The following is a 23982-nucleotide window of genomic DNA, read 5'->3' on the forward strand; positions in this document are numbered from 1 at the left end:
GCCCAGCGGTTCTCCGCCCCGTGGAGGCGTGCCATGTCATCCCGGCTCGTCCGCACCAGGCCACGCGGTCTCGTGAAGCGCCTGTTACGCCTCCCGGCCCTGCTGTACGAGCGTGACCTCGGCTGGCTCCTCGGCCACCGCTTCCTGCTGCTGACCCATCGCGGGCGGACGAGCGGGAGGACCTACCGGACGGTGCTGGAAGTCCTCCAGTTCGACCCGGCGACGCGGGAGAGCATCGTCGTCTCGGCTTGGGGGCGGCGTGCCGACTGGTTCCGCAACGTGCAGGCCGGGCAGGCGGCGGAGGTGCGGACCGGGCGGCTCCGCTACGTGCCGGCCCACCGGGTGCTGTCTCGCGACGAGGCGGAGGCAGTCTACACCCGCTGGGAGCGGGAGCACCCAGTAGAGGCTCGCATCTTCCCCTGGGTGCTCGGCTTGGACACACGCGGCCCGGCCGCGCGGCAGCAGGCCCTCGACACCGTCCTGTTCGTCGCCTTCCGCCCACAGGACGTCGCGGAGGATGGCCGGTCGGAACACTGAGGGCGGCCGCCGTCGGCTACCACTGCTCCAGCACGGCCGGGTCGAACTCCTCCAGCGAGGGGAGGGTGAGGTCGGCCCGGCGCAGCACGTCCGGGTCCGGCGGGTAGCTCCGGTTCGGGACGGCGATGACACGCAGCCCGGCGGCGAGCGCCGCGGCGATCCCGGCGGTCGAGTCCTCGAAGGCCACCGCCTGTTCGGGCGCGACGCCCAGGCGCTCGCACGCGAGGTGGTAGACATCGGGCGCGGGTTTCCCATGCGCGACTTCGTCCGACGAGGTGACCGACTGGAAGCACTCGGCCACGCCCATCTCCGCCAGGACGAAGCGGATGAGCACGGGCGGCGATGAGGAGGCGACCGCCAGCGGGTAGCGATCGGCCAGAGCCCGCACCGCCGGGATCGCGCCGGGCAGCAGCGGCAGGTGGTCGTGGTAGAGCTCCTGCATCCGAGCGATGACCGCGGCCGCGATCTCCTCCTCGGTGAGCGGGATGTCGAATGCCTCGCGGATGTACCGCGACCACTGGCGGGTATTGGCGCCCATCACTGCCTGCTGTGCGTCGTCACCCCATGTCCCGCCATAGCGGGAGACGAACTCCCGGCGGGCCTGCTCCCAGTACTCCTCGGACTCGACGAGCAGCCCATCAAGGTCGAACACCACGCCTCTGACACCCTGGCTCACAGCTCGCTCCCATCCCTGCCTCTGCTACGTAGCCGCGCCGCGCGACTGCTCGGCCCGCCGCGCACATCCCGCGCCGCGAGGCGGGGTGATGATTGATACATGGGCAGCGTGTGTGCGGGAACCCCTGTGGCAGTAGAACCGGACATCTTCGCCCGTCCCCGCGGGAGTGGCCCTCACTCCCCGCCCCCTCTCCCAACTTTGGGAGAGGGGAGCTCTGTCCGACGCCCGCGCTCCTGGTGTGTCGCGCCGTTGCGTCATGCTCGCCCGAGCACCGTAGCCCCTTCCCCCGCTGCGCTATGATGGGGGTAGGCTCGGCGGTGGATCGGGAAGGACGGCTGGATGCGGATCGTCTCACTCTTGCCAAGCACTACGGAGATCTGCTTCGCGCTCGGCCTGGGCGACCAGCTCGTCGCCGTCACCCACGAGTGCGACTATCCCCCGGCGGCACAGAAGCGGCCGCAGATCACCCGCAACGTTCTGCCGCCTGACATTGACGACGGGGCCGAGATCGACCGGCTTATCCGCGAGCGGGTGCTGCGTGGGGAGTCGATCTATGAGCTGGATGTGGAACTGCTGGAGCGGCTGGAGCCGGACCTGATCCTGACCCAGGAGCTGTGCGCTGTCTGCGCCGTCTCCTACGAGGACGTGCAGGCCATTGCTCAGCGGCTGCCCAACCCGCCCCGCGTCGTCTCGATCGAGCCGCGCACGGTCGAGGAGGTGCTGGACTCGATCCTCACCGTCGGCAGCCTCACCCGGCGCACGGTGACGGCCAAAGCGGTGGTCGCGGCGTTGCGGAGCCGGATCGCGTACATCGGCGGACGGGTTGATTCGGGTCAGGCGCCGCGCCGTGTGGTGTGCCTGGAGTGGCTCGACCCGCCGATGGTCGGCGGCCACTGGGTGCCGGAGATGGTGGCGCTGGCCGGCGGGCAGGACGTGCTCGGCCGGGCAGGACAACCGTCGTTCGCGGTGACCTGGGAGCAGATCCGCGACGCCGAGCCGGAGGTGCTGGTGCTGATGCCCTGCGGCTACGACCTGCAAGGGACGATCGCCGAGGCGGAGCGTGTGTCGCGCACGGCCGGCGTGCTGCCGTCCTTCCTCGACGACATCCCGGCTGTGCACGACGGGCAGGTCTACGCGGTGGACGGCTCCGGCTACTTCAACCGGCCGGGCCCGCGGATCGTCGGCGGGATTGAGATCCTGGCCGGGATTCTCCACCCGGAGCGGTTCGCCCGGGGTGGGCCGCCGGGCACCGTGCAGCAGATCCGGCTGGGGGCTGCGGAGCCGGTCCGGTGACCGAGCAGGCCGACCTGATGCCCGAAGTAGTGGTGCGGCGGCGTGGCTCACCCGTCATCTGGGCGGCTAGCCTGGTGGGCCTCCTCACCTTCACCTATCCCTTCTTCCTTCCGGCGTTGGGTCGCCCGGAGCGACTGACCGGCCGTGGCACCGAGGTGGCGCTCCTCTTCGCCGTGCTGTCCGTGGTCTGCCTGGGAACCATCCTGCTAGAGGTCCAGGCGGGTGCCACCGCGCGCGGCGCAGCGACGTCGAAGATGGTAGCCTTCCTCGGCGTCCTGGTGGCCGTGAACGCCGCACTGCGCCTGATTCCGAGCCTGCTCGGTGCCTCGCCGATCTTTCTGCTCATCATCCTGGTGGGGTTTGCCTACGGGGCCGACTTCGGCTTCCTGATGGGCGCACTCACCCTGCTCGTCTCGGCCTTCATCACCGGCGGGCTGGGCCCGTGGCTCCCCTTCCAGATGCTGGCTGCGGGCTGGGTCGGGATGAGCGCCGGCTGGTTGCCGCGTCGAGGGGGACGGCGCGATGTGGTGGTGCTGGCCGTGTTCGGCGCCGTCTGGGGGTTCCTCTTCGGTGCGGTGATGAACCTCTACTTCTGGCCCTTTGCCGCGCCCGGGCTGGAGCAGCCGGCCGGGTTGTACTGGGTGCCGGGGATGAGCGCTGCCGAAACGCTGCGGACCTACGCTCGCTTCTACCTCGTGACCTCGCTCGTCCACGACCTCTTCCGTGCCGCGGCCAACGTGGTGCTGGTGCTGCTGCTGGCCCGTCCGATCCTGGCACTGCTCGATCGCTTCCACGAGCGCTTCACCTGGCAGCCGTGGGAGGAACTCCCGGCGGAGGGGTGATGCGTCACCCGTAGGGCCTGTTGCGTGTTCCGTGTTTCGTGTTCCGTGCGGCTCCCCTCTCCCCTGGTGGGCTCCGCCCGAGCGGGGTCGGGGGTGAGGGGGACGGGTGACGCATCACGCATGACGCAGGATGCGAGACTGGTGGTGCGTAACCCACCCGGTCTGGCATAGAATGTGCGGCAATCGCGCGGGCGCGAACGAGCTCAGGGGGGAGCCTGTCCGGCTTTTGGCCGGACTACGGATGCGCCCATTTACCGAGGGGAGAGGATTGTGCTGGAGCGTCCGGTCGCGGGGAATGAGCAGCCGGCTCGCGATGCACGTGATGAGCCACTGCGCTTCCTCGCCGAGGCCGGGATTGCCCTGGCGCGCACACTCGATTACCGGGAAACCCTCGCCGCCGTCGCACGGCTCGCCGTCCCGGCCCTCGGTGACTGCTGCGCCGTCTATCTGCTCGACGACCAGGGTTTTCTCCAACGCGTGGCCATCGCGCACGCCGACCCGCAGAAGCAGGCGCTCGCCGTACGCATGACGGAGCGCTTCGGCGGCCGGCCCGATGCCCCGCATGGCCCGGTGTACGTCCTCCGCACCCTGCGCACCGCCTTCTACCCCACTATCACGGAGGCGATGCACCGCGCCGTTCTCCAGGACCCCGAGCACCTGGACATCGTGCTGAGGTTGGGCTTCCGCTCCAGCATCGTCGTCCCGCTTATCGCCCGCGACCGGACACTCGGGGTGATCTCCTTTATCCTGACCGAGCCGGGCCGTGAGTACGGCCCGTCGGACATCGCGCTGGCCGAGGAACTTGCCCAGCGCGTCGCCATTGCCGTCGACAATGCCCTGCTGCACAGGGAACTGGCGCGGGCCGTCGAGCAGCAGGCCGCATCTCTTGCCCTGTTCGACACCCTCTTCGCCAGCGCGCCGGTGGGCCTGGCCCTTCTCGACCGCGACCTCCGCTACGTCCGGGTGAACGATGCCATCGCCGCCATGAACGGCCTCCCTCCGGAGGCACATTTGGGCAAGACCGTCCGCGACCTCTTCCCGCACCTGGCGCCCGAGATCGAACCCCGGATCCGGCACGTGTTGGAGACGGGGGAGCTGCTGGCCAATACGGAGCTCACGGGGACGCTTTCTGCAGGGGAGAAGGATCCCCGTACCTGGCTCGTCAGCTACTTCCCTGTCCCCGGTCCGGACGGCCAGGTGAGCGGCGTGGGCGTTGCTGCCGCCGAGATCACCGAAACCAAGCGCGCCGAGCAGGAGGGGGAGCGGCTGCTGGCCCAGTTGGAGGCTGAGCGGGCGCGCCTGGAGACGGTGCTGCAGCAGATGCCGGCCGGCGTCATCCTCGCCGACGCCCCATCCGGGCAGCTCATCCTTGCCAATGCGGAGGCGGAGCGCATCTGGCGCCTGCCGCTCCGGCCTGCCGACAGCATGCAGGAGTGGGAGACGATCGGCTACCGGGCGCTCCATCCGGACGGCACGGCCTACCGGCCGGAGGAGTGGCCGCTCGCACGCGCCATCACCGACGGCACGACCGTCTCTGGCGAGGAACTCGACATCATACGCGGGGACGGATCGCGAGGCAGCATCCGCGTCGACGCGGCGCCCATCCGGGACCGGGATGGGCGGATCGTGGCCGGCGTCGTCTCCTTCGTCGATATCACCGAGCGGCGCCGTGCGGAAGAGCGCGAGCGGTACCTGGCCGAAGTGCGGGACGTGCTGACCTCCTCGCTCGACGTCGACACGACCCTGCAGCGCATTGCCGAGCTTACCGTGCCGAAGCTGGCCGACTGGTGCGCCATCCTCCTCGTCGATGACGATGGTCACGTCGAGCGGCAGGTGATCGCCCACCAGGATCCGGAAAAGGTCCGGTGGGCACTGGAGATCGAGCGGCGCCACCCGTTTGCTCCCGATGCCCCGCACGGGATTGCCCGCGTGATCCAGACCGGCCAGCCGGAGTTCTACCCGGAGATCACGGATACGCTGCTGGAAGCGGTCAGCCGGAACCCGGAGCACCTTCGTGCTCTGCAGGAGGCGGGCTTCTGCTCGATGATCGTGGCGCCGCTCCAGGCGCGTGGGCGCATCGTCGGCGCGATCATGCTGGCCATGGCCGAGTCGGGTCGGCGTTACCTGCCCGACGATCTGACCCTGGCTCGGGAGGTGGCCCGTCGCATCGGACTCGCCGTCGATCACGCCCGCCTCTATGCCGCCGAGCAGCAGGCACGGCGGGCGGCGGAGCAGACCGCCACCCGCATCGCCCAGCTCCAGGCGCTAACCGCGGCGCTCGGTGCCGCGCTGACACCGCGCGAGATCGCCGCGGTCACTATCAGCCAGGAGTTCGCCGTACTCGGCATCCGTCGCGGGATCATCGTCCAGGTGACCGACGATGATGATGTGCTGGAGGTCCTGGCCGCGGTCGGCTGCCCCGAGGAGTGGGGTGAGTACGGGCGCCGCTTCCCGCGTGAGGTCCTGGCTCCCCTGGCCGACGTCACCCGAACGGGCACGCCGATCTTCCTCGAGTCGCGCGAGGCGATCGCGGATCGCTACCCGGCGTGCATCGCCGATCCGCACTGCGCGGAGGACGCGGCCCTCGCCGTCCTGCCGCTCACCGTCGACGGCCGCGTGCTCGGGGCAATGGCACTGGCCTTCACCACGCCACAGCCCTTCGATGAGGAAGACCGTGCATTCCTGCTGGCGCTGGCTCGCCAGAGCGCCCACGCGCTCGACCGCGCCCGCCTCTACCAGGCCGAGCAGGATGCGCGGGCGGCTGAGGAGGCCGCGCACCGACGCCAGATCTTCCTGGCGCAGGCCAGTTCAGTCCTCAACTCGTCGCTCGACTACCAGCAGACCATGCGCACGATCGCCGAGATGGCGGTACCCGACTTCGCCGACTGGTGCATCGTCCGCATCTTCGATAAGCGAGACGGGCTCCGGCACGTGGCGATCGCGCATACCGACCCTGAGCGCCGGGATCAACTCCACGAGGCGTACACGCGCCGTCCACCACACCACGTCCACCCCCATCCGATCGCGGAGGCGCTCGGGAGCGACAAAGCGGTGCTGCGCCCCGCGCTCGAGGAGGCGGACTGGGTCACGATCGCCAGCAACGAGGAACACCTCTCCATCATCCGACTCGTCGCTCCGCGCTCGATCATCGTCGCGCCGTTGATCGCGCGCGGGCACCGCATCGGGCTGATCTCCTTTATCTGCTCGGATTCCCGGCGGCACTACGGCCCGGACGACCTCGCGCTGGCAGAGGATCTGGCTCAGAGAGCGGCCATCGCCGTCGACAACGCGCTCCTCTTCCGCGCCACCCAGGCGGCGGAGGAGAAGAGTCGCCGGCAGGCCGCCCGCATGACCGCGCTGGCCGCGGCCTCCCGCGCCTTCGCGGAGGCGAGTCTCGACCTGAACGCTGTCCTGGAGACCGTAGCCGAGCGGGTCGCTGAACTCGTGAGCGACGGTTGCTTGATCCGGCTCATCCCCGGTGATAAGGAGTCGGAGCCAAGCCTGCGGCCGGGGGCGATCTACCACCCGGACCCCGAGGCGCGAGCGCTGGCGCGCGACCTGTTCACCTCAAATGACCGCTCGGCCTTGGAAGACCTGCACCGGGATGCGCTGCAGAGCGGCCAGCCCGTCATCCTGGAGGTGGCGGATCCCGAGTCGCTCCGCCACACGATCCACCCGGAATATCTCGCGTATCTCGATCGCTTCCCGCTCCGCCGCCTGCTGGCAGTGCCCCTCTCCGTGCGCGGCAACACCCTCGGCACGCTGGTCGTCTGGCGCGACCTGACGGACCAACCCTTCACCTCAGACGACTCGACCCTGATCCAGGACCTGGCCGACCGGGCCGCATTGGCCATCGAGAACGCGCAGCTCTACCGGGAGGCCCAGAGCGCGGTGCGTGTGCGCGAGGCGTTCCTGTCCACTGCCTCGCACGAGCTCAAGACGCCGCTCACCACGGTGAAGGGCTACGGCCAACTGCTCCTTCGCTTCCTGAAGCAGCCAACGCTGGACCGGGAGCACCTGATCAAACTGGCGACGCACCTGCGGGATCAGACCGATCGCTTCGAAACGCTCGTCAACGACCTGCTCGATGTCTCCCGCATCCAGCAGGGCCGGCTGGCGCTGCGCCCGCAGCCCACCGAACTGACGGAGCTGGCCCGGTCGGTGCTGGCCCGCTTCGAGCAGTCGCCCGACCGGACCCCTGCCCACCGCCTGGTGCTCGACGCGCCGGAGCCGATCCACGGCGTGTGGGATCCGGTGCGGCTCGATCAGGTGCTGACTAACCTCATCTCGAACGCGCTCAAGTACTCGCCGGACGGCGGCGAGGTGCGGCTCAGCGTGCGCCGGCACGGTGACGAGGCGGAGCTGGCGGTGAGTGACGAGGGGATCGGCATTTCCGCCAGCGAGCAGGCTCAACTGTTCCAGCCCTTCAGTCGCACGGTGCGGGCGCGGCTGGAGATGGGCGGGACCGGCCTCGGCCTTTTCATCTCCCGGCAGATCGTGGAGCAGCACGGCGGCACCATCACGCTCGAGAGCACCGAAGGCGTCGGCTCGACCTTCACCGTTCGGCTCCCCTTGACCCCGCCGGATCTCCAAAGTCACCGGGAGAACGACGCCTAGTCTCAGGTGGCCCGGCGTGCGCTCGCCCGATGAACCGCGCAGGGGCTGCCGTCCGTGACGATACAGCGCGCCGATCGTCGGCGCGCTGCCATTCGATGTCCCGACTTTAGTCAACGCGATGTGGTGCCCACCGTGCGGCCTTGCCGGTGACGGCGAGCACGCCGGACCCGTCCCTAGATCGGCGGCTCGATCGTGATGTCTTCGTTGTAGCCGGAGTACTCCACCGTCATCGGCCCCTCCGGCGTCTCAAAGACCATCCGCCGCGGCAGGTTGTCGTCCGCTCCGACCCAGATGCGCCCGGTCATCGTTCCTGCCTCCTCGTCCGGAATGGTCAGGTCCCAGACGGTACAGGTGACGCCGTCGATCGTCTCGGTGCCGCTCTGGACCACGGTGACATCGGGCGCGCTGACTTCGTCGATCGGCTCGTCCGGCGACAGCGCCCCGTACGTGCTGAGATCCTGCGGCCCAGGGAGTTCCGTCCAGGTACCGCCCAGGTTCATGTAGGTCACATCCCCGATGATGATCATCTCGAAGGTGCCCTCGGCCGTTTCCATGCTCACGCGCATCCGATCGGGGCGGACCATCTCCATCACCATCTGGAGCGTTTCCCCGGAGGCATCGGAGCCTGGCATCGTCATCTTCATCCGCAGCGACTCGACCTGCTCCCAGGCCGCGAAGGTCGGCGCGAGCACCTCGGCAGCCGCCGTGCCGGTAGCAGGCGCCTCGGTCGGGCTCTCTGTTGCCTCGGGGGTGCTTTCGGGCGTAGGCGTCTCGGCCGCGGTCGTGGGCTCAGCGGTCGGACTCGCCGCCGCTACGGTCGCCGGCGCGTCGGACGCAGTCGGTGCAGGGGTTTCCGAGTCAGTAGCCGATCCGCCGCAGGCCGCGAGTGCGAGACTCCCGGCCAGGAGTCCGAAGACGAGGAAGCGCAGGGGTCGATGTCGTCTGGAACACAACATACGTCACCCTTCTCCAGCAGGAATCCCTGCTGAAAACGCCCGATCCGTACGGGCTCCAACCACGAACATGATCACGGAAAGTACAGGACGGTGACCGGTGCTGTCAAACCGTTTCGCATCATCGCGATAGTCGCCCATAGGCTACCGCTCTGGTGCTGGCATGCCGCTGGCGACGGGGTGCCGGGGGGCGAGCGCACCGTGCAGGATGGGAGTGCAGGGTCATGGCAGCGATCGATCTGGCACGGGAGTACATCTCGCGCGTGAACGGCCGGGACGGCAGCGGGGCGGCCGCGCTCTTCGCCCAGGACGGCGAGATCATCGCCCCGGTCGGGCGCGTCTATCGCGGCTGGGACGCCATTGCCGCCTTCATCGAGGCTGCGCCGCCGGCCACGACCGCCCAGATTGCCGAACGGACAATGGGGACCCACCGGGTCGTCCTACACGGTGTCGTGCAAACACCGCGGTTCGCACCCGCTCAGATCGAGTGGATCTTCGACGTCGACGGCGACCGCATCCGCCGCCTGACGATCAACCACCTGCGGGATTGAAGGCGCACGGGCGGCACCTCCCCGGGCCTGGCATGCCCTGAATACTGACGTGGTATGAGGCCCCCCGCGTTGTGGAGTGTGTCCGGGGCGAGTGGTGCGACGGTTCCCACACCGTGGCGCGCGCCCGGGGGTTATGATGTTTCACAACTAATGCGGATCATGCTCGCCGGGGCACATCGGCGCGTGCGGAGCGCTCAGCGCAGCGGTTGCCGTGTCCCGTCGCACGTGGCAGCGTTCCTCGGAGAGGTTGTCCGACTAAGTTGTGAAACTCCATTACCCCCGGGCTCACAAGGGAAGCCCGCTAACGGAGTTTCACAACTTATTCGGGCAGTGGTAGGCTGGGGCGATGCCCACTGGCCCTGCGGACCGATTGGAGCCATCCCATGCCACGCCGCACCCTCAGCCTGACCGTCGACGAACGCGCCGAACTCGAGCGAACGCGGGATCGCGATCCCCGCCCCTATCTGCGTGAGGCCACTGCCGCCCTGCGCACGATTGCCGCCGGTCAGAGCCCCCATGCCGTGGCCCGCCATGGCCTGCACAAGCCGCGCAAACCGGAGACGGTCGAGCGCTGGCTCACCACATTTGAGCAGCATGGCCTGTCTGGCCTGGTGCACCGCCCCCGCGGGCACCGGGGTTGTTCCCCCGCAGCAGGGCGCTGAGCGGTGCGAGATCGTGCGCCAGGCGCCTGAAGGATGTGGCCTGCCCCGCCCTCGCTGGCGGCTGGCCGACCTGCGGGCGGTGGTGCCCTGGCTGCGCACCTACCGTCTGTCCGGCATCCGTCAGGCGCTGACCCGACTTGGGGGGCGCCGCACCCGTGGGCGCTTTTCCCTGCACAGCCCCGATCCCGACGAGCAACCGAAGCTGGCTGCGATCGACCAGGCGGTGGCCCGGGCCCGCGCGGCCCCCGACCGGGTGCGCGTGCTGTATGCCGACGAGCTTACCCTGGTGCGCCGGCCGCCGCCTGAGTGGTGGAGCTCTTCTCAGCCGGCTTTGGTTGTGCGCCCGGGGGTTTACCCCCGGGCACGAACCACGCACATGGCCCCGATGAACAGCGGGCTGGAGCCTGATCGCCGCGGCGCACCCGGCACGCCCGCCGCTACTCCTGGCAGGCGGTCTCCAGCAGGGAGGGGACGTCGGCGTCGTTGGGAACCTGGTCGATGCTGGCTGACCGGATGCCCATCGGGCGGAAGGGCGGCTCGCCCTGCGCCGCCGGGTTGGCGAGGTGAAGCTGGTAGCAGCCGACGAAGGTCTGCGTCGTGCCGTCGGTCTGCTCAGCTCCGAGTGCTACCGGGACGGCGTAGTAGAGCTGACCGGCCCCGGCGTCGGACGTCACGGTGCCGATCGTCAGGTCCACCGAGACGGTCTGCGCGTATCCCTCCTGGAACTCCTCGAACGGCGGGAGCTCGGATTCGGCAGCTTCCGGCTCCCAGTAGGAGTAGGCCCGGACGTACTCCTGGCGGTTGATCGCGTTGTAGTACGACTCGATCACTGCCTCGGCCGTGCTGCGGTCATCGCGGTACTCATCGCCCGCTCCCGGGTTTGGCTCGGCGATCTCCTCCGTGGCCGATCCCTCGCCGGAGGCAGTGGCGGCTGGAGGCGACGGGTCGGCCGGGGCCGAGGGTGCGGCCGCACTGCTGTTGCTGCAGGCGACCAAGAGGAAGGCGACGCTCGCGAGGATGAGAACGCCTGCGAAGCGCCGGTACGCGCGGCGTGTCTCGGTGGGGAGATTGAACATGGGGATCCCTTCCGTGGTGTGCGGCGTCCGCCCCGCAGGGCGAGCGCATCGAGAGAGGTACTCCACTAAGGCAAACGTCGCCGGAAGAGTCCTTGTTTCATCTGACGGCGTACTCGCACCCGATTTGGTGGAACGCGCACCGGAAGGGTGCGGCGTGGACTATCCTTAGGCATAGAAGTCATGAGGAGCGACGACGCAGGCTGGGCAGGATCAAGCCGCGGCGCTCGACTCGCCACCACAGCGCGGATGGGAGGAGACCACGATGCAGCGACGAACATTCCGAGTCGGGGATGACCCGGCGGCCCTCTCCGGTGCGGTTCTCTGCCGCGACCTCACGCTGTCGTCGGTCCGGCCATCGGTGACGATCCGCCGCGGGACGCCGCTGGTAGAGGCGATCGACCGTCTGCCAGCGGGAGTCGACGGTGTGACCTTCGAGGTCGTCGTCCCGGCGCCGGACGACGTGGCCCAGCCCGACGCATCGCTGGCGCTGGCCAAGGGCCTGGTCGGGCCGGGGATCGACCTGGAGGGGCCACACCAGGGACAGGTGAACCTCCACGCGGCGGGCTTCGGGCTGCTGCGGGTCGATGCCCGCGCGATCGAGCGGGTGAACCGGACCGGCGCCGCGCTGGTGGCGACCGCGCTCGACGGCCGCGTCGTGACTGCCGGGGAGACGGTCGGCATCGTGAAGGCACCGGCTCTCTACACGCCCGAGCGGGCGATCCAGCGGGCACTGGCGCGCACCCGGCGCGGGCCGCTTGCCCGCGTGGCGCCGTTCGTCGCCGAGCGGGTCGCGATGCTCGCCGGGACCCGGATCCGCCCAGCGAACCTGCGCGTCGCCGAGCGCCAGATGGCGGCCACGCTGGAGCGCTTCGGCGCCCGGCTGATCGAGGTGCGCCACCTGGATGCGGATGAGCCTGCGGGAATCACCGCGGCCTACCGGGAGCTGCTCGCCGCCGGGGCTGAGGTGATCCTGGTCGCCGGGTCGATCGTGCTCGACCCCACCGACCCCTTCATCACCGCGCTGCGGGGCGCCGGCGCGCGCCTGGTGCGGCGCGGTGCGCCGGTCGATCCCGGCACGATGTTCTGGGTCGCCTACGCGGGAGACGTACCGTTCTTCGGCCTTGCCTCGTGTGAGCTATACGGCCGCACCTCGGTGCTGGACCTGCTGCTCCCCTACGCCCTGGCAAAGGAACCGATCGACCGGCGGCTGATGGCCGAGATCGGCTACGGCGGCCTGCTGGTCACAACCCAGGTCGCCCGCCGGCCGGACGACTGGGACCGCACGTCAGAACAGGAAGCCCGGGAAGACGCCCCGACCGCGGCGCACTCGTAGAGGCTGTGGCTCCCCACTCCCAAAGTTGGGCGGGTACCCGCGCGCGGGTGCGGCCAGGGGTGAGGGCCATACCCTGGGGTGCGACCTCCCTACGTGGTACGCTCAAGGTGGCGGCGTCGCGGCCCGCCGCCCCGTGATCCATCGCCGCCTACGTACTGGAGGTCCGCACTTTCCATGGCTCGCATCCTCGTTGCACTCTCGGGGGGCGTCGATAGCGCCGTCGCCGCGCTGACGCTCCAGTCCCTCGGCTGGGAGCCGATCGGGATTCACCTGCGCCTGTTCGATTCCGATCCCGAGTCGATTGCCGAGGGGGTCTGCTGTGGCGATCAGGCCGCGTTCGACGCGCGCCTCGTCGCCAACTGGCTCGGTATTCCCTTCTACGTCCGCGACCTGCGGGAGGAGTTCAGCCGCGAGGTGGCGGGCATGACGGTCGAGTCCTATGCCCGCGCCGAGACACCCAACCCCTGCATCGCCTGCAACCACCGGGTGCGCATCCCCGCCCTGCTGCGCCTGGCGGACAGCCTGGGCATCCCCGCCGTGGCCACGGGCCACTACGTGCGCAAGGTGCGCGTCGGCGACCGCTGGTACCTGGCGGAGTCGCGCGACGGGCGTCGTGACCAGTCGTACGCCCTCTACCGGCTCACCTCGGAGGATCTGGAGCGGCTGGAGTTCCCGCTGGGGGAGCTCGACAAGGAGACCGTGCGCCAGCGGGCCCGCGCCGCCGGGCTGCCGGTGGCGGACAAGGCCGCCTCGGTCGACCTCTGCTTCGCGAAGACGGCCGGCGGGGTGGGGAACCTGGTCGCGGCCGCTCGACCGGAGACGGGGAAGCCCGGACCGCTGCTGGACGAGCACGGCCGGGTGGTCGGGCGGCACCCGGGCATCGCCTACGTCACGATCGGCCAGCGCAGCGGCCTCCAGTGGGACAAGACGGTCCCCGAGCGCCGCTACGTCGCCTCAATCGACCCGGCTACACGCACGGTCGCGGTCGCGCCCCGCGCGCGTCTGCTGACACGCAGCGTGACCCTGCGCGACCCGATCTGGCACGGCGAGCCGCCGAAGCGGGCGCAGGCCAGGATCCGCTATCAGGGGCCGCGCTTCGAGGTTACCTGCGACGGCGAGCGGGTCGAGTTCCTCGATCCCGGGCCACCGCTGGCGCCCGGGCAGGCGGTCGTGCTCTACGACGGGCCGCGTGTGCTCGGTGGCGGCACCGCCGCGAGCGTGGAGCGTGGTGCCTGATGCGTCATGCGTCACCCGTCCCCCTCACCCCCGGCTCCTCTCGGACGGAGCCCACCAGGGGAGAGGGGAGGGATACGCAGTACGCAATGCGCAGTACGGATGACGTATGACGCAGAACTCCTACTGCGTCAGACCCTGCTCCTGGGCTGCTTCCTTGGCCGCCTGTTGGGCCGATTCTGCGACCTGCTGAGCCTTGCCCATCGTCTGCTGCGCGGCGTCCTGCGCCTTCTCCATGACCGTGTCGCGTGCCGGGCCCATCATCTCCCGCTCTCGCTGGGTCCCGGGGATGGCGAGCCCCACCGCGGCGCCCAGGCCCAGAGCGGCAACCGTGACGGCCAGCGGGTTCTCCTCGATGAGCCGGTCGAGCTGGCTCCGCGCGCCGCGCATCTGGTGCTGCACCTCGCCGGTCCACTCCCCGGTGCGCTCCTGCACCTGGGAGGCCATCTCTCCGGCTCGCTCCTGCGCCTGGCTCACGGCCTGACCGGCGCCACCGCGCGACTCGGCGCGCTCGTAGTCCTCGTAGGTGCGGGGAACCGGGCGCCCGTACTGATCGTAGCGGACGTGGCGCGTTCCCGATGACTGCTGGGAAGCGCTCTGCCGGTTCCGCCAGAGCATGCCGATGCCGACTGCCGCCAGCGCCGCGGGGATCGGGTTCTGCTTGATCGTCTCGATGATGCCGCCGCCGGTCTGACGGGCCGTGACGCCCATGTCGCTCGCCATCTGCTCGGCCCTCCCGATCGTGGCCTCTCGGACCGACTCCTTCGCCTGGCCCATCAGATGATCCGGGCTGAGGCGTTCCTGGATGGCATCGATCGTCTCGCTCATGTCGGCCCGTGTGTCTTCGATGTCGTCGCGGATCTCCTCGGGTGTCTGCTCTGCGTCCGGGGGCTGGACGTCGTCCGGGCGATCAAACGGGTCTCTCATGCCTGCTCCTTCAACCAATCACGGTCCTCCTTGAGCGACTCGACCGTCTGCTCCGGCGCGAGCGGGGTGCGCTGGAGCGCGTCCCGGCCGCGGTCGATCAGGAAGTACCCGATTGCCGCCACCACGATGCCGACGATGAGTGCCGACAACCACCAGGGCATGAGCTCGGCCAGCAGGATGATGATCGCCGCCAGGATGGCCAATGCCCCGGCGTAGACCACCGCGCCGCCAACCGCAAGGATTGCGACGTTCTTGCCGACCTCGCGCGCCGTCTGGCTCATCTCGGTCTTGGCCAGCGCCACTTCCTGGCGCACCAGCACGCTGGTCTGCCGCGACAGGTCAGAGAACAGCTCGCCGAGCGAGCGCTCGCCTCTGCTCTGCTCCATCAGTCAACTCCTGTACTCCGCGTCTGCCCGGCACGATAGCCCGGCTCCGAAGACGGGCGATAGCTCGGGCTCTCCTGGACCATCGAGTCGCCGTAGCCGGTCCGGCCGCCCATGCCGCGTCGGGAGGTTCGACCCGAGGACGGGCTGGAACTCTTGAGGAAGCGGGCCGTCAGCACGCCGAGCGCGAACGCCCCGCCCAGCACCAGAGCCGGCTGGCGGCGGGCGAAGTCCTCCACGTCGTCCATCAGGTCCCCGACCTCGTGCCGGCGGAGGTAGTCCGACATCTGCCGCACGCGATCCGCGGCCATGTCGGCGACGTTGGCGATGGTGTCCTGGTGGCTATCGTGCAGCTGACGGCTCATCTGCGTCAGGGCATCCGCCGCGCTCCCCAGCCCCTCCGCCAGCCGGTCCTTTTGCCCAGCCGCCCGCTCCGCGGCCTGATGCTGGATCTTGCTGACCGCCTGACCGGCCTGCTCCTGAGCCTTGCTGACGGCTTGTCCCGCCTGATCCTGAACCTTCTCGGTGGTTTCCCCGCCCGGACTCCCGCCGGGCTCGGGCGCACCGTAGCCGGTCGGCTCCGATGCCGCGCGCAGCTCATCGCTGTCGGTCAGATCGTCCATCTTCCGCTCGGGGTAGGACTCGTGCATTCCCGCACCTCCCGGTTCCGGTCCGCTGGCGACCCGGCATCCGCCCGTCTGCATCCTTGCATTAGAATCGGGTCACACGAATAGTTATGATGAGGCAATGCATGGATGGTGCCAGAGTGTGCCCAGGGGTCACGGGGCGGGGCGCGGCGCGGCCCACGACAGAGAGCGGCGGACCGGTGATTGTCGTATTATCAGCCGGTCTCGTTCCGGATGCGGCGATGGTGAACCCTGCCAGCCTGACTCATCGGGCACACGATCTGCTAAACAGGGGAGCGGCCGGGAGGATCCCGGGCCGTAGTATACTTACCGGGGGGACCAAACCCACCTGGAGAGCTAGGGAAGACGAGCCAGCGTGACTATGACGCATCAGTTGCTCCTTTTGCGCGCGGCGCTCGACCAGTTCGATGAGGCGGTCCTCGTCGCCGACCCGGCCGGCGTCATCCAATACCGGAACCAGGCAGCACAGCACCTCCTCGGTGGCCCGGAGACGCTTGAGAACGTCGTCCAGCTCGGCGGCCCCGCCGATCTCTGCCAGCGGGTCGCACGGGGAGAAACGGTCTTCGGCATTCCGTTGCCGGGCCTCGGCCCGGATATCCGGCTGTCGGCGTCACCGGTACGCGACACAGGCGGGGCAACCGTCGGGATGACCGTCGTGCTGCGCCGCGAGCCGGTGCGAGACAACACCGGCCTCGACGCCTTGCAGTTGGATGCCATCGCCCACGCCATCGCCTCCGGTCGCGACATCGACACGCTTCTCGAGCACACGTTCGGATTCCTGCAGCCGCTGATCGGCTGCGACAACATCTCGTTGGCGGTCCCGTCGCCGGAGGACGAGGACGGACGGCTGCGCGTTCTGGCGCTGCGGCCGACGCCGTTTTCGACCATCTTCTCGACCGGAGAGGTGGCGGAAGCCGTCCAGCGAGTCGCCACGAACGGCGTCCCGGTCGTTGTCGACGACACCTTCTCTGCGGCCTTTCAGGAGGATGCCCTCCTCCGGAGTCTCGGCATCCGTAGCTACGCGATCTATCCGCTCCGTGGGGAGCACGGGATCCTTGGGACGATCAACCTCAGTTCCCGCACGCCGGCCGCCTTCTCGGACCGTGTGCTGGCGGTCATCGAGCGCGTAGCCAGCCATGTGGCGCTGGCGGTCGAGAAGATCCTCCTGCTCGAATCGACCGAGCGGCACCGCGTCTTCCTGGAGCAGGTGCTGCAGTATGTGCCCGCCGGGGTCATCGTGGTGGGTCCGCCGCCCGACCTGCGCGTGCTGACGGTGAACAAGCACTACCGCGGCTTCCTGGACGAACCCTACCGCTCAGAGAAGGACCTTGTGGGGTTGCCCCTCCGAACGATCATTCCGAATCTCGACGAGGTGGGCTTCGGCGCCGCGCTCGCCAAGGTCTTCACCACCGGTGAGACGGTCGAGGTGCGGGATGTCGTCTACGAGGGACTGGAGCGAGGGACCATCCACCTCGATTCCTGGTACGTCCCGCTGCGCGACCGTCTCGGCCGGGTCGAGGCGGTGATCGGACTGGTGACGGACACGACCGAGCGGGTGCGCTACCAGCGGCGGATCGAGGAACTCGCCAAGAGCGCGGCCCAGCAGGCGACCGCGCTCAGCACGATCATCGAATCGATGGTGGAGGGGGTCTACGTCTGCGACGGCACGGGGCGAGTGGTGCTCGTCAACGAGGCCGGTGCCCGGCTCTTCGGTATCACCACCGAGCAGGCACTCCAGCCGCTCGCAAAGTATGCCGAGTTCAGCCAGGCACGCTACCCGGACGGCCGGCCGATCCCGACTGAGGAGATGCCCCTGGCACGCGGGCTCCGCGGGGAGACGAGCGCGGACTGGGAGCAGATCGTGCGGCGGGCGGACACCGGCGAGGATATCCACCTCCGCTTCGCCTACTCCCCGATCGTGGACGACCGCGGCACCATTGTCGGCGCCGTCGCCGTCGCCAACGACATGACCCGGACCCGGCAGCTCGAGCGGCAGCGCGAAGAGTTTCTCTCAATCGCCGCCCACGAGCTGAAGACACCGGTGACCAGCGTCAAGCTCTTCACCCAGGGCATGCTCCGCACCCTGCAGCGGCGCGGCACCCTGGCGCCGGAGCGGGCCGAACGGGATCTTCAGACGATCCTGAGCCAGATCGATCGGCTCACGCGCCTCGTGGACGATCTGCTCGACGTGAGCCGCGTGCGGACCGGTCGCCTGGAGTACCACTTCGAGACGGTCGACCTGATCGCGCTGGTCGAGGCGGTTGTCGATCGCTTCCGGCGGCAGATCGACGAGGACGATCGGTATGAGCTGCGCCTCATCGCGGCGCCGGACCTGCCCGCGACCGTCGTCGACCCCCACAGGATCGATCAGGTGTTGACCAACCTGCTGTCGAACGCGATCAAGTACTCCCCGACCGGGGGCACGATCAGCGTGCAGGTGGGCCCGGGGGCGGAGTCGGGCTGGATCCGCATCGAGGTCAGCGACCCGGGAGTCGGGCTCGACCCACCGGAGATCGCCGGGCTGTTCGAGCCGTTCGCCCGTGCTGCCGGTAACACCACCGTGCGCAACATCAGCGGCATCGGCCTCGGGCTCTACATCAGCCGTGCCATCGTGGAGCGCCACGGCGGGCTCATCTGGGCCGAGAGTGAGGGCCAGGGCTGCGGCTCCACCTTCATCGTCGAGCTGCCCGTCCGCCCCGCGTCGCACACCCCCGGCGATGACGACTGACCTCGCGTGTCCACGAGCACGCCCCGCACCTACCGGTGCCCGTTCGCTCGCGTACGTTCGAGCAGCCCGGCCATGCCATTCGGCTGGAATGCCAGCGCCGATGTGCGATGCGCGTCCACCGGGCAGTACGCGCTCGGCAACAGGGAACAGCGGCACTGATCACTGTCGATGTGACTGCCGTCCTCCTGGACATAGCACCAGGCGGAGGTCCCATGCTCGGTGCATGGGATGACCCGCGGCCAGGACCGCCCGCTCTCCAGCACGGACGGCTGTCGCCGCGACGACTGCGAGTCCCCCATAGTCCTCCATCCTCCTCAACCCTCGTTGGTCGAGTCACCGCCCCGCACGGTTATGGCCCGCTCACAATCGACAGGGTGATCGTCGTTGTGTAGTGGCCGGCATAGGCGTTCGCCGGGATGGCGATCTCCACCGTCGGCGACACGGTGAAAGCGCCCATGCCGGTGCCGGGCGCGTCGGTGAAGAATGGCACCGGCGGCACTGCCGGGCCTGTAGGCACGGTCAACGGGTAGGCAATCGTGTTCACCGGATCCGTGCAGGTCCCCGCTGCGCAGGATGTGACCACGCCGGTGATCGTCATCGCGTCGGCCGGCAGCGCGCGGGAGGTCGGGCCGCCAGTGGTGAACGGCGTCGCGCTGATCCCCAGGCTCCAACCGGCGCCGGACCCGGTGGCGTCGCTGACATCGAGTGTGAAGGACGACGTCACGCGGCGGTCCGTCCCATCGAGCTGGCTTGCCACGCTCGGACCACTCCGGGCGGACATCGTGAGTGGCCCTCCAGTGACGACCGCCTCTCCGGCCACCGTCTCCTCCGCCAGCACGGAGGGCGCACCACCCAGTGCGAGCAGGGCAGCCAGACCGAGGCAGATCCGGATCAGTCGCGAGGTCAGCGTCACCATTGCGTCTCGCCTGCCTAGTCGTCACCGTTAGGCTGTTGCGTCCGGGCCGTGCTCACACGGGACGCGGGAACGAACGGCCGGATCGTGCTCATGCCGCTGCCCTGCCCTGCTGCAGGCGCCTCCGATCGGCGCACCGCCGCGCGGCGTCGCCAGATCAGCAGCCCGCCGCCAGCCAACAGGAGACCGGCGAATAGCCCCGCGCCGGCGACGGCGACGATCATCCAGATCGACAACCCCTGTTCCGCCGGGGCCGTCACCGTCGCCGACTGCTCACCCGGCGTCGCCCCGTCCACCTGCGCCGCCTGCGCCTCGGGGATGGTGAAGGCTCCCTCGTAGCGGGCCGCGCCCTGCGCGCCGTACTGCAGGTCCACCACCACCCGGTAGTCCCCGGCCGCGAGCGCCTCACCGGGGATCATCAGCGGGTACTCGATCGCCGTGTCGGGGAGGAACGTGTGCACCTGCAGCGGGATGCTGTGCAGCTCGCGCCCCTCGCCGTCGGCAATGGTGACCGTGCCCTGCGGCTTCACCATCTGGTTCCCATCGTTGCGCAGGGCGAGCAGGAGCGTCTGCTTCGATCCCTGCACAGAGGGGGTCACTCCGTCGATCGTCACGTGCTCGACCGCCGGCCCCGGCAGATTGACCTGCACCGCGGTCACGACGCGGGTCTGCACGTTGACCTGGAATTGCCCGCTGCCCTCGTTCACCGCGGTGCCCTGCGCGGCGATGCCGCCGACGTGGTGGCCGGCACGCAGCTCACGCGGCACGGTCACGGTGAAGCCGACGGTGCGCGACTCGCCCGGGCCGAGCGTCACCTCCGTCTCGTCGAGCTGCACCCAGGCGCCGACCTGCGAGCGAGGGGCGTCGGCGTCGGGAAACACGATCCCACCGGTCGGACCGGTCATACCGTCCAACGCATAGAGACGGGCCGTGCCCGGCGCATCGCCGGTGTTGGTGACCAGGACCTCGTCGTGAATCACCTGACCCAGTTCGGCGTCGTAGACGAAGTACGCCGCGTTCGTCGATTGCGTGGAAGCGGGCTGCACGCTGAAACTCGCCTCCTCGGCGGCCTGCGCCGCGCCCGCGGTTGTGAGCGCAAGCAGGAGCAGGAGCACGGCGGGCACGACCCGCAGTGCATTGGACAAGAACCGCATCGTAGATGGCCTCCTCGAGGCGAGCGATCGCTTCATGAGATGCTGCAGACAACCAGTTCGCCGGGTGGGCGCGGCCGGGAGAGGTCCGGCCGCGCCGCTCGGCCGATCGCTACGGCGTCACCGCGAGCGTGAACGTCACCGTGCTCTCGTAGGTCCCGGCGTAGGCATCAAACGGGATATCCAACGAGAACGTCGGGTTGACCTCGAACTTGCCCATCCCCGTGCCCTCGGCTGCGGACAGGATCACCGCGGGCGTGCTGGTCAGCGTTGCCTGCGTCGTGGTGGCCGGCAGCTCGCTCTCTTCGCCGGTCACGCCTGCCACTGGCGACTCGTTGATAGTCAGCGCATCCGCCGGCAACTGGTGATTGCCGTCTCCAGTGGAGAACTGGGTCGCGCTGGCCGACAGGCTCCAGCCGGCACCGGAACCGGTTGCGTCCGTGATGGTGATCGTTGACGCACCCGGGGCGGTGGTAAGCGTCTGGTTCTCCCCGTTGAGCGTGCCGCTAAAGATCACCGGGCCAGTCGCATCGAGGTCCAGCGGTCCCGCGTTCAGACTGGCAGTCCCATCCAATGTCGCCGAATCCGCCGCCAGCGTGGGCATCACCGCGCCGACGGCCAGCGCTGCGGCCAGACCCATGCTGGCGAGCACGCGCGTCAGTCGAGACTTCCGTGTATCCATGTTCCTCCACTCCTGTAGTAGGTGACGTCTGCCCGGGAGCTTCCCTCCCGGGATGGACGCTATGCATGACGTTCGCAGGTGTATGAGCGGATCTGCTGCCGATGGCCTCCCTCCAGCGTAAGTTCGAGGTGAGGGCCGACCGGCTTGCGGGAGCAGAGCGGGACGAAGCGTCGCTTGACTGTCCTGCCTGACCGAGGCCGGGTACGCCACTCGCTCGCCCGGTGGCACGGCGTCCATGCTCACCACAGGGGTCATCACGTCCGCAGGTCAGGCGGCTCCTCGTTAGTTATCGTGCGCCGAATTGTTCCGGTGCTGATGCGAGTCTACAGCGGATGCTCAGCCGCAAGAATCCCCCAGACGTCATAGCGCCGGCCTATCCATCCGTATCGGGGTAGGTGTCGGAAGGTATCGTCGCCGCCCGTGCGAATGGATAAGTGGGCCTACCCCGAGGGGCAGGTCTGCCCTACGCGATCCCTCCTCAGCACGCGTCTTTGTGCATCGCGCACAAAGAATTGGGTCCAGATTGGGGTTGAAGAACGTAGTTTGGCCCCGCCCTCGGCCGTAGGCTAACGACTGTGATGGGGAGGACGGCTCCCCACCGATCCACAAAGCGCGGCCCGCCAGGGCGAAGGAGGTAAAGCCGTGGTCCTCGAGATGGTGCCGACGATCCGGTCCGCCATAACACCCACCGCGGAGGAGGTCTTGAGCCGCGCGGAGGAAGCGGGCGTCGAGTTCGTCAACCTACAGTTCACCGACGTGATGGGGATCGTAAAGAGCGTGTCGATCCCCATCGACGTTTTTCCGGACGTCATTCAGAACGGGCAGTGGTTTGACGGCTCGTCGATTGCCGGGTTCGCCCGCATCGCCGAGAGCGATATGTTCCTGATGCCGGATCTGGCCACCTTCGCGGTGATTCCCTGGGAGCAGGGGCGCAACGCTACCGCTCGCGTCATCTGCTGGGTGCACAACCCGAACGGCGATCTCTTTCCCGGAGACCCGCGCGCGGTCCTGCTCCGGCAGTTGGAGCGCCTCGCCCAGATAGGCTATCGCTACCACACCGGGCCGGAACTGGAGTTCTTCCTGTTCCGCAAGGACAACGGCAGCGTCCGGCCGCTGCCCCACGACCAGGGGGGCTACTTCGACCTGACCACCGACCTGGCTGCCGAGGTGCGCAAGGACATGATCCAGGCGCTGAAGGCCTTCGGCATTAAGGTGGAGGCGGGCCATCACGAGGTCGCCATCGGCCAGCACGAGATCGACTTCGAGTACAGCGATGCGCTGACGACGGCCGATCATGCGGTCACGATGAAGTACACGCTGAAGGCGATCGCCCAGCAGCACGGGCTGCATGCCACCTTCATGCCCAAGCCGATTGAGGGCGTCAACGGCTCCGGCATGCACACGCACCAGAGCCTGGCCTTCCTGGAGTCGGGCGAGAACGCCTTTGTCGATACCTCCGACGACTACGGGCTGTCGAAGCTGGCACGCCACTTTATCGCCGGGCAGCTCGCCCACGCCCGGGGCATGGCGGCGGTGCTGGCACCGCTGGTCAACTCCTATCGACGGCTCGTCCCTGGCTTTGAGGCGCCGGTGTACGTGAGCTGGGCACGGCAGAACCGCTCGGCCCTCATCCGCGTGCCGGCCATCCGCGCTGGGCGCACCGCGGCCACTCGCATCGAGCTGCGTTGTCCGGATCCGGCGGCCAACCCGTACCTCGCCTACGCGGTGATGCTGGCTGCCGGCCTCGACGGGATCGAGCGCGAGCTGCCGCTGCCGGAGCCGATCGAGGAGAACCTGTACCACTTCACCGAGGACGACCTGCGCCGCCGCAACGTCGCCACACTGCCCGCCACCCTGGGCGAGGCGATGGCCGAGCTTGAGCGGGACGAGGTCGTGCGCGAGGCGCTCGGCGAGCACGTCGTCGAGAAGCTGCTGGAGGCCCAGAAGCAGGAGTGGGACAGCTTCCGGCGCCACGTCAGCACCTGGGAGCTCGAGCGGTACCTCGAGATCTATTGATGGGAGCCGGCCCCGGGTGCCCCACGCCGCCGTGGGGCACCTCTCGGGCCGACCCAGACGCCGAAGTGCTCCGTCCACCACGCCGGGCGCGTGGGGACGGAGTCACCCACCGGCACCATAACCCAGCCGTTTCTTCTTCCCCGCCCTTCCCCGGGCCGTGGTCGAGCGCACCCCCCGCATAACGGTGCGCCCGGCCACGGTACCGGGGCGGAGTCAACCCCGAGGTCAGCACCCCAAACACCGACATCGAAGACATCGCGGGCATGGATAACTGCCCGCACGCCCCTCACCGCGGCGGTCCGCCGTCAGTGATGCAACATGTACTAGTCCGAGGTGGAAGTTTCGGCCGCCGCCTGGCGCGCCAACCGCTGGCGGAACTCCTTGATCTCCTGCTCGAACCCCTGGTTCGCGATCGTCAGGCGAACTTGATTGTTCGACGCAGGCCGGATCGTCAACTCGACGAACCCACCATCCCCCTCGAAACGGAGATGGCCCGGCTCATCGACAGTGAGGTCCAGTCCCTGGTGCTGGGGGCCGAAGAACTTGCGCGCCTGCCGGTCCACCTCCCCCTGCCACAGCCGGATCGGAATGGTCTGCGTCATCGCGCGCTCCTCGCGGTCGTCCAATCGGGTTATCCCCCTGCGCACCGCCATACCGCCAGCCCCGTGCCACGTGGGCCGCAGGGCTGCAGGGCGGTCTGCGAGCGGTACATGCGCCCGGCGCCCCGGGCTGACAAGGAAAGCCGGCTGATGGAGTTTGACG

General features: G+C 69.0%; 20 protein-coding genes. 10 read left to right on the top strand and 10 right to left on the bottom strand.

The features are described from left to right. Positions 1 to 33: 33 nt before the first annotated feature. Complete coding sequence (locus tag STHE_RS12020; RefSeq protein WP_012872855.1) at positions 34 to 537, top strand: nitroreductase family deazaflavin-dependent oxidoreductase; 504 nt, start codon at positions 34 to 36, stop codon at positions 535 to 537. A gap of 16 nt (positions 538 to 553) precedes the next feature. On the opposite strand, the gene STHE_RS12025 is transcribed toward STHE_RS12020, so the two are convergent. Beyond that, on the bottom strand, positions 554 to 1213 hold the full coding sequence (locus STHE_RS12025; protein ID WP_012872856.1) for an HAD family hydrolase: 660 nt from the start codon (positions 1211 to 1213) through the stop codon (positions 554 to 556). 339 nt (positions 1214 to 1552) lie between these two features. Between STHE_RS12025 and STHE_RS12030 the strand changes: the two genes are divergently transcribed. The 3 genes from STHE_RS12030 to STHE_RS12040 all read left to right on the top strand — a co-directional run bounded on the left by STHE_RS12030 (position 1553) and on the right by STHE_RS12040 (position 7965). Further along, positions 1553 to 2506, top strand: a complete 954-nt coding sequence (locus tag STHE_RS12030; RefSeq protein ID WP_012872857.1) for a cobalamin-binding protein — start codon at positions 1553 to 1555, stop codon at positions 2504 to 2506. Beyond that, positions 2503 to 3348: an ECF transporter S component gene (locus STHE_RS12035; protein WP_012872858.1), complete on the top strand. Its 846-nt coding sequence runs from the start codon at positions 2503 to 2505 to the stop codon at positions 3346 to 3348. Before STHE_RS12030 ends, STHE_RS12035 begins: the two co-directional genes overlap by 4 nt. A 270-nt stretch (positions 3349 to 3618) precedes the next feature. Then, on the top strand, positions 3619 to 7965 hold the full coding sequence (locus STHE_RS12040) for a GAF domain-containing protein (protein WP_012872859.1): 4347 nt from the start codon (positions 3619 to 3621) through the stop codon (positions 7963 to 7965). A gap of 173 nt (positions 7966 to 8138) precedes the next feature. On the opposite strand, the gene STHE_RS12045 is transcribed toward STHE_RS12040, so the two are convergent. Beyond that, positions 8139 to 8921, bottom strand: coding sequence for a LolA family protein (locus STHE_RS12045; protein ID WP_012872860.1), 783 nt, complete (start codon positions 8919 to 8921; stop codon positions 8139 to 8141). 221 nt (positions 8922 to 9142) lie between these two features. On the opposite strand from STHE_RS12045, the gene STHE_RS12050 reads away from it, so the two are divergent. After that, positions 9143 to 9469 (top strand): nuclear transport factor 2 family protein, encoded by a 327-nt coding sequence (locus tag STHE_RS12050; RefSeq protein ID WP_012872861.1) that lies wholly within the window; start codon positions 9143 to 9145, stop codon positions 9467 to 9469. A gap of 383 nt (positions 9470 to 9852) precedes the next feature. Then, entirely contained in the window at positions 9853 to 10131 is a 279-nt protein-coding gene (locus STHE_RS12055) for a helix-turn-helix domain-containing protein (RefSeq protein WP_041399093.1), read from the top strand. A 437-nt stretch (positions 10132 to 10568) separates the two neighbouring features. On the opposite strand, the gene STHE_RS18095 is transcribed toward STHE_RS12055, so the two are convergent. After that, positions 10569 to 11207, bottom strand: coding sequence for a hypothetical protein (locus tag STHE_RS18095; RefSeq protein WP_012872862.1), 639 nt, complete (start codon positions 11205 to 11207; stop codon positions 10569 to 10571). Between the two features lie 262 nt (positions 11208 to 11469). On the opposite strand from STHE_RS18095, the gene STHE_RS12065 reads away from it, so the two are divergent. Both STHE_RS12065 and mnmA read left to right on the top strand, forming a co-directional pair. Then, positions 11470 to 12540 carry a molybdopterin-binding domain-containing protein gene (locus STHE_RS12065; RefSeq protein ID WP_012872863.1) on the top strand — a complete coding sequence of 357 codons (1071 nt, stop codon included), beginning with the start codon at positions 11470 to 11472 and terminating at the stop codon, positions 12538 to 12540. A 174-nt stretch (positions 12541 to 12714) separates the two neighbouring features. Next, positions 12715 to 13776 carry a tRNA 2-thiouridine(34) synthase MnmA gene (gene mnmA / locus STHE_RS12070; protein ID WP_012872864.1) on the top strand — a complete coding sequence of 354 codons (1062 nt, stop codon included), beginning with the start codon at positions 12715 to 12717 and terminating at the stop codon, positions 13774 to 13776. Between the two features lie 120 nt (positions 13777 to 13896). Here the strand turns inward: mnmA and STHE_RS12075 are convergent, their stop codons facing one another. From STHE_RS12075 to STHE_RS18100, 3 genes are read right to left on the bottom strand one after another with little or no spacing between them, the layout of a single operon-like run. Beyond that, complete coding sequence (locus tag STHE_RS12075; protein ID WP_012872865.1) at positions 13897 to 14700, bottom strand: DUF3618 domain-containing protein; 804 nt, start codon at positions 14698 to 14700, stop codon at positions 13897 to 13899. After that, positions 14697 to 15086: a phage holin family protein gene (locus STHE_RS12080; RefSeq protein ID WP_012872866.1), complete on the bottom strand. Its 390-nt coding sequence runs from the start codon at positions 15084 to 15086 to the stop codon at positions 14697 to 14699. Before STHE_RS12080 ends, STHE_RS12075 begins: the two co-directional genes overlap by 4 nt. After that, positions 15086 to 15733: a hypothetical protein gene (locus tag STHE_RS18100; protein WP_012872867.1), complete on the bottom strand. Its 648-nt coding sequence runs from the start codon at positions 15731 to 15733 to the stop codon at positions 15086 to 15088. The genes STHE_RS12080 and STHE_RS18100 overlap by 1 nt, the downstream gene beginning before the upstream one ends. Before the next feature lie 358 nt (positions 15734 to 16091). Here STHE_RS18100 and STHE_RS18105 point away from each other — a divergent pair, with 358 nt between their 5' ends. Then, positions 16092 to 18458, top strand: a complete 2367-nt coding sequence (locus tag STHE_RS18105; protein ID WP_012872868.1) for an ATP-binding protein — start codon at positions 16092 to 16094, stop codon at positions 18456 to 18458. Positions 18459 to 18807: 349 nt separating this feature from the next. On the opposite strand, the gene STHE_RS12100 is transcribed toward STHE_RS18105, so the two are convergent. From STHE_RS12100 to STHE_RS12110, 3 genes are all read right to left on the bottom strand, one after another. Then, on the bottom strand, positions 18808 to 19374 hold the full coding sequence (locus tag STHE_RS12100) for a WxL domain-containing protein (protein ID WP_012872870.1): 567 nt from the start codon (positions 19372 to 19374) through the stop codon (positions 18808 to 18810). 14 nt (positions 19375 to 19388) lie between these two features. Beyond that, positions 19389 to 20525: a WxL protein peptidoglycan domain-containing protein gene (locus tag STHE_RS12105; RefSeq protein ID WP_012872871.1), complete on the bottom strand. Its 1137-nt coding sequence runs from the start codon at positions 20523 to 20525 to the stop codon at positions 19389 to 19391. Between the two features lie 109 nt (positions 20526 to 20634). Next, the gene (locus tag STHE_RS12110; protein WP_012872872.1) at positions 20635 to 21204 is read right to left on the bottom strand and encodes a WxL domain-containing protein; all 570 of its coding nucleotides are present in this window, start codon (positions 21202 to 21204) and stop codon (positions 20635 to 20637) included. 654 nt (positions 21205 to 21858) lie between these two features. On the opposite strand from STHE_RS12110, the gene STHE_RS12115 reads away from it, so the two are divergent. Next, complete coding sequence (locus STHE_RS12115) at positions 21859 to 23220, top strand: glutamine synthetase family protein (protein ID WP_041400207.1); 1362 nt, start codon at positions 21859 to 21861, stop codon at positions 23218 to 23220. Positions 23221 to 23543: 323 nt separating this feature from the next. Here STHE_RS12115 and STHE_RS12120 read toward each other — a convergent pair whose 3' ends face one another. Beyond that, complete coding sequence (locus tag STHE_RS12120; protein WP_012872874.1) at positions 23544 to 23822, bottom strand: hypothetical protein; 279 nt, start codon at positions 23820 to 23822, stop codon at positions 23544 to 23546. Positions 23823 to 23982 lie beyond the last annotated feature (160 nt).

Origin of the sequence: Sphaerobacter thermophilus DSM 20745, from assembly GCF_000024985.1 — a bacterium.
GTDB lineage: Bacteria > Chloroflexota > Chloroflexia > Thermomicrobiales > Thermomicrobiaceae > Sphaerobacter > Sphaerobacter thermophilus.

Excerpts from the sequence above, each read along its gene's own strand:
- STHE_RS12020 (WP_012872855.1), top strand. The coding sequence starts at position 34 with ATGTCATCCCGGCTCGTCCGCACCAGGCCACGCGGTCTCGTGAAGCGC.
- STHE_RS12030 (WP_012872857.1), top strand. The coding sequence starts at position 1,553 with ATGCGGATCGTCTCACTCTTGCCAAGCACTACGGAGATCTGCTTCGCG.
- STHE_RS12045 (WP_012872860.1), bottom strand. The coding sequence starts at position 8,921 with ATGTTGTGTTCCAGACGACATCGACCCCTGCGCTTCCTCGTCTTCGGA.
- STHE_RS12050 (WP_012872861.1), top strand. The coding sequence starts at position 9,143 with ATGGCAGCGATCGATCTGGCACGGGAGTACATCTCGCGCGTGAACGGC.
- STHE_RS12055 (WP_041399093.1), top strand. The coding sequence starts at position 9,853 with ATGCCACGCCGCACCCTCAGCCTGACCGTCGACGAACGCGCCGAACTC.
- STHE_RS18095 (WP_012872862.1), bottom strand. The coding sequence starts at position 11,207 with ATGTTCAATCTCCCCACCGAGACACGCCGCGCGTACCGGCGCTTCGCA.
- STHE_RS12065 (WP_012872863.1), top strand. The coding sequence starts at position 11,470 with ATGCAGCGACGAACATTCCGAGTCGGGGATGACCCGGCGGCCCTCTCC.
- mnmA (WP_012872864.1), top strand. The coding sequence starts at position 12,715 with ATGGCTCGCATCCTCGTTGCACTCTCGGGGGGCGTCGATAGCGCCGTC.
- STHE_RS12075 (WP_012872865.1), bottom strand. The coding sequence starts at position 14,700 with ATGAGAGACCCGTTTGATCGCCCGGACGACGTCCAGCCCCCGGACGCA.
- STHE_RS12080 (WP_012872866.1), bottom strand. The coding sequence starts at position 15,086 with ATGGAGCAGAGCAGAGGCGAGCGCTCGCTCGGCGAGCTGTTCTCTGAC.
- STHE_RS18100 (WP_012872867.1), bottom strand. The coding sequence starts at position 15,733 with ATGCACGAGTCCTACCCCGAGCGGAAGATGGACGATCTGACCGACAGC.
- STHE_RS18105 (WP_012872868.1), top strand. The coding sequence starts at position 16,092 with ATGACGCATCAGTTGCTCCTTTTGCGCGCGGCGCTCGACCAGTTCGAT.
- STHE_RS12100 (WP_012872870.1), bottom strand. The coding sequence starts at position 19,374 with ATGGTGACGCTGACCTCGCGACTGATCCGGATCTGCCTCGGTCTGGCT.
- STHE_RS12105 (WP_012872871.1), bottom strand. The coding sequence starts at position 20,525 with ATGCGGTTCTTGTCCAATGCACTGCGGGTCGTGCCCGCCGTGCTCCTG.
- STHE_RS12110 (WP_012872872.1), bottom strand. The coding sequence starts at position 21,204 with ATGGATACACGGAAGTCTCGACTGACGCGCGTGCTCGCCAGCATGGGT.
- STHE_RS12115 (WP_041400207.1), top strand. The coding sequence starts at position 21,859 with ATGGTGCCGACGATCCGGTCCGCCATAACACCCACCGCGGAGGAGGTC.
- STHE_RS12120 (WP_012872874.1), bottom strand. The coding sequence starts at position 23,822 with ATGACGCAGACCATTCCGATCCGGCTGTGGCAGGGGGAGGTGGACCGG.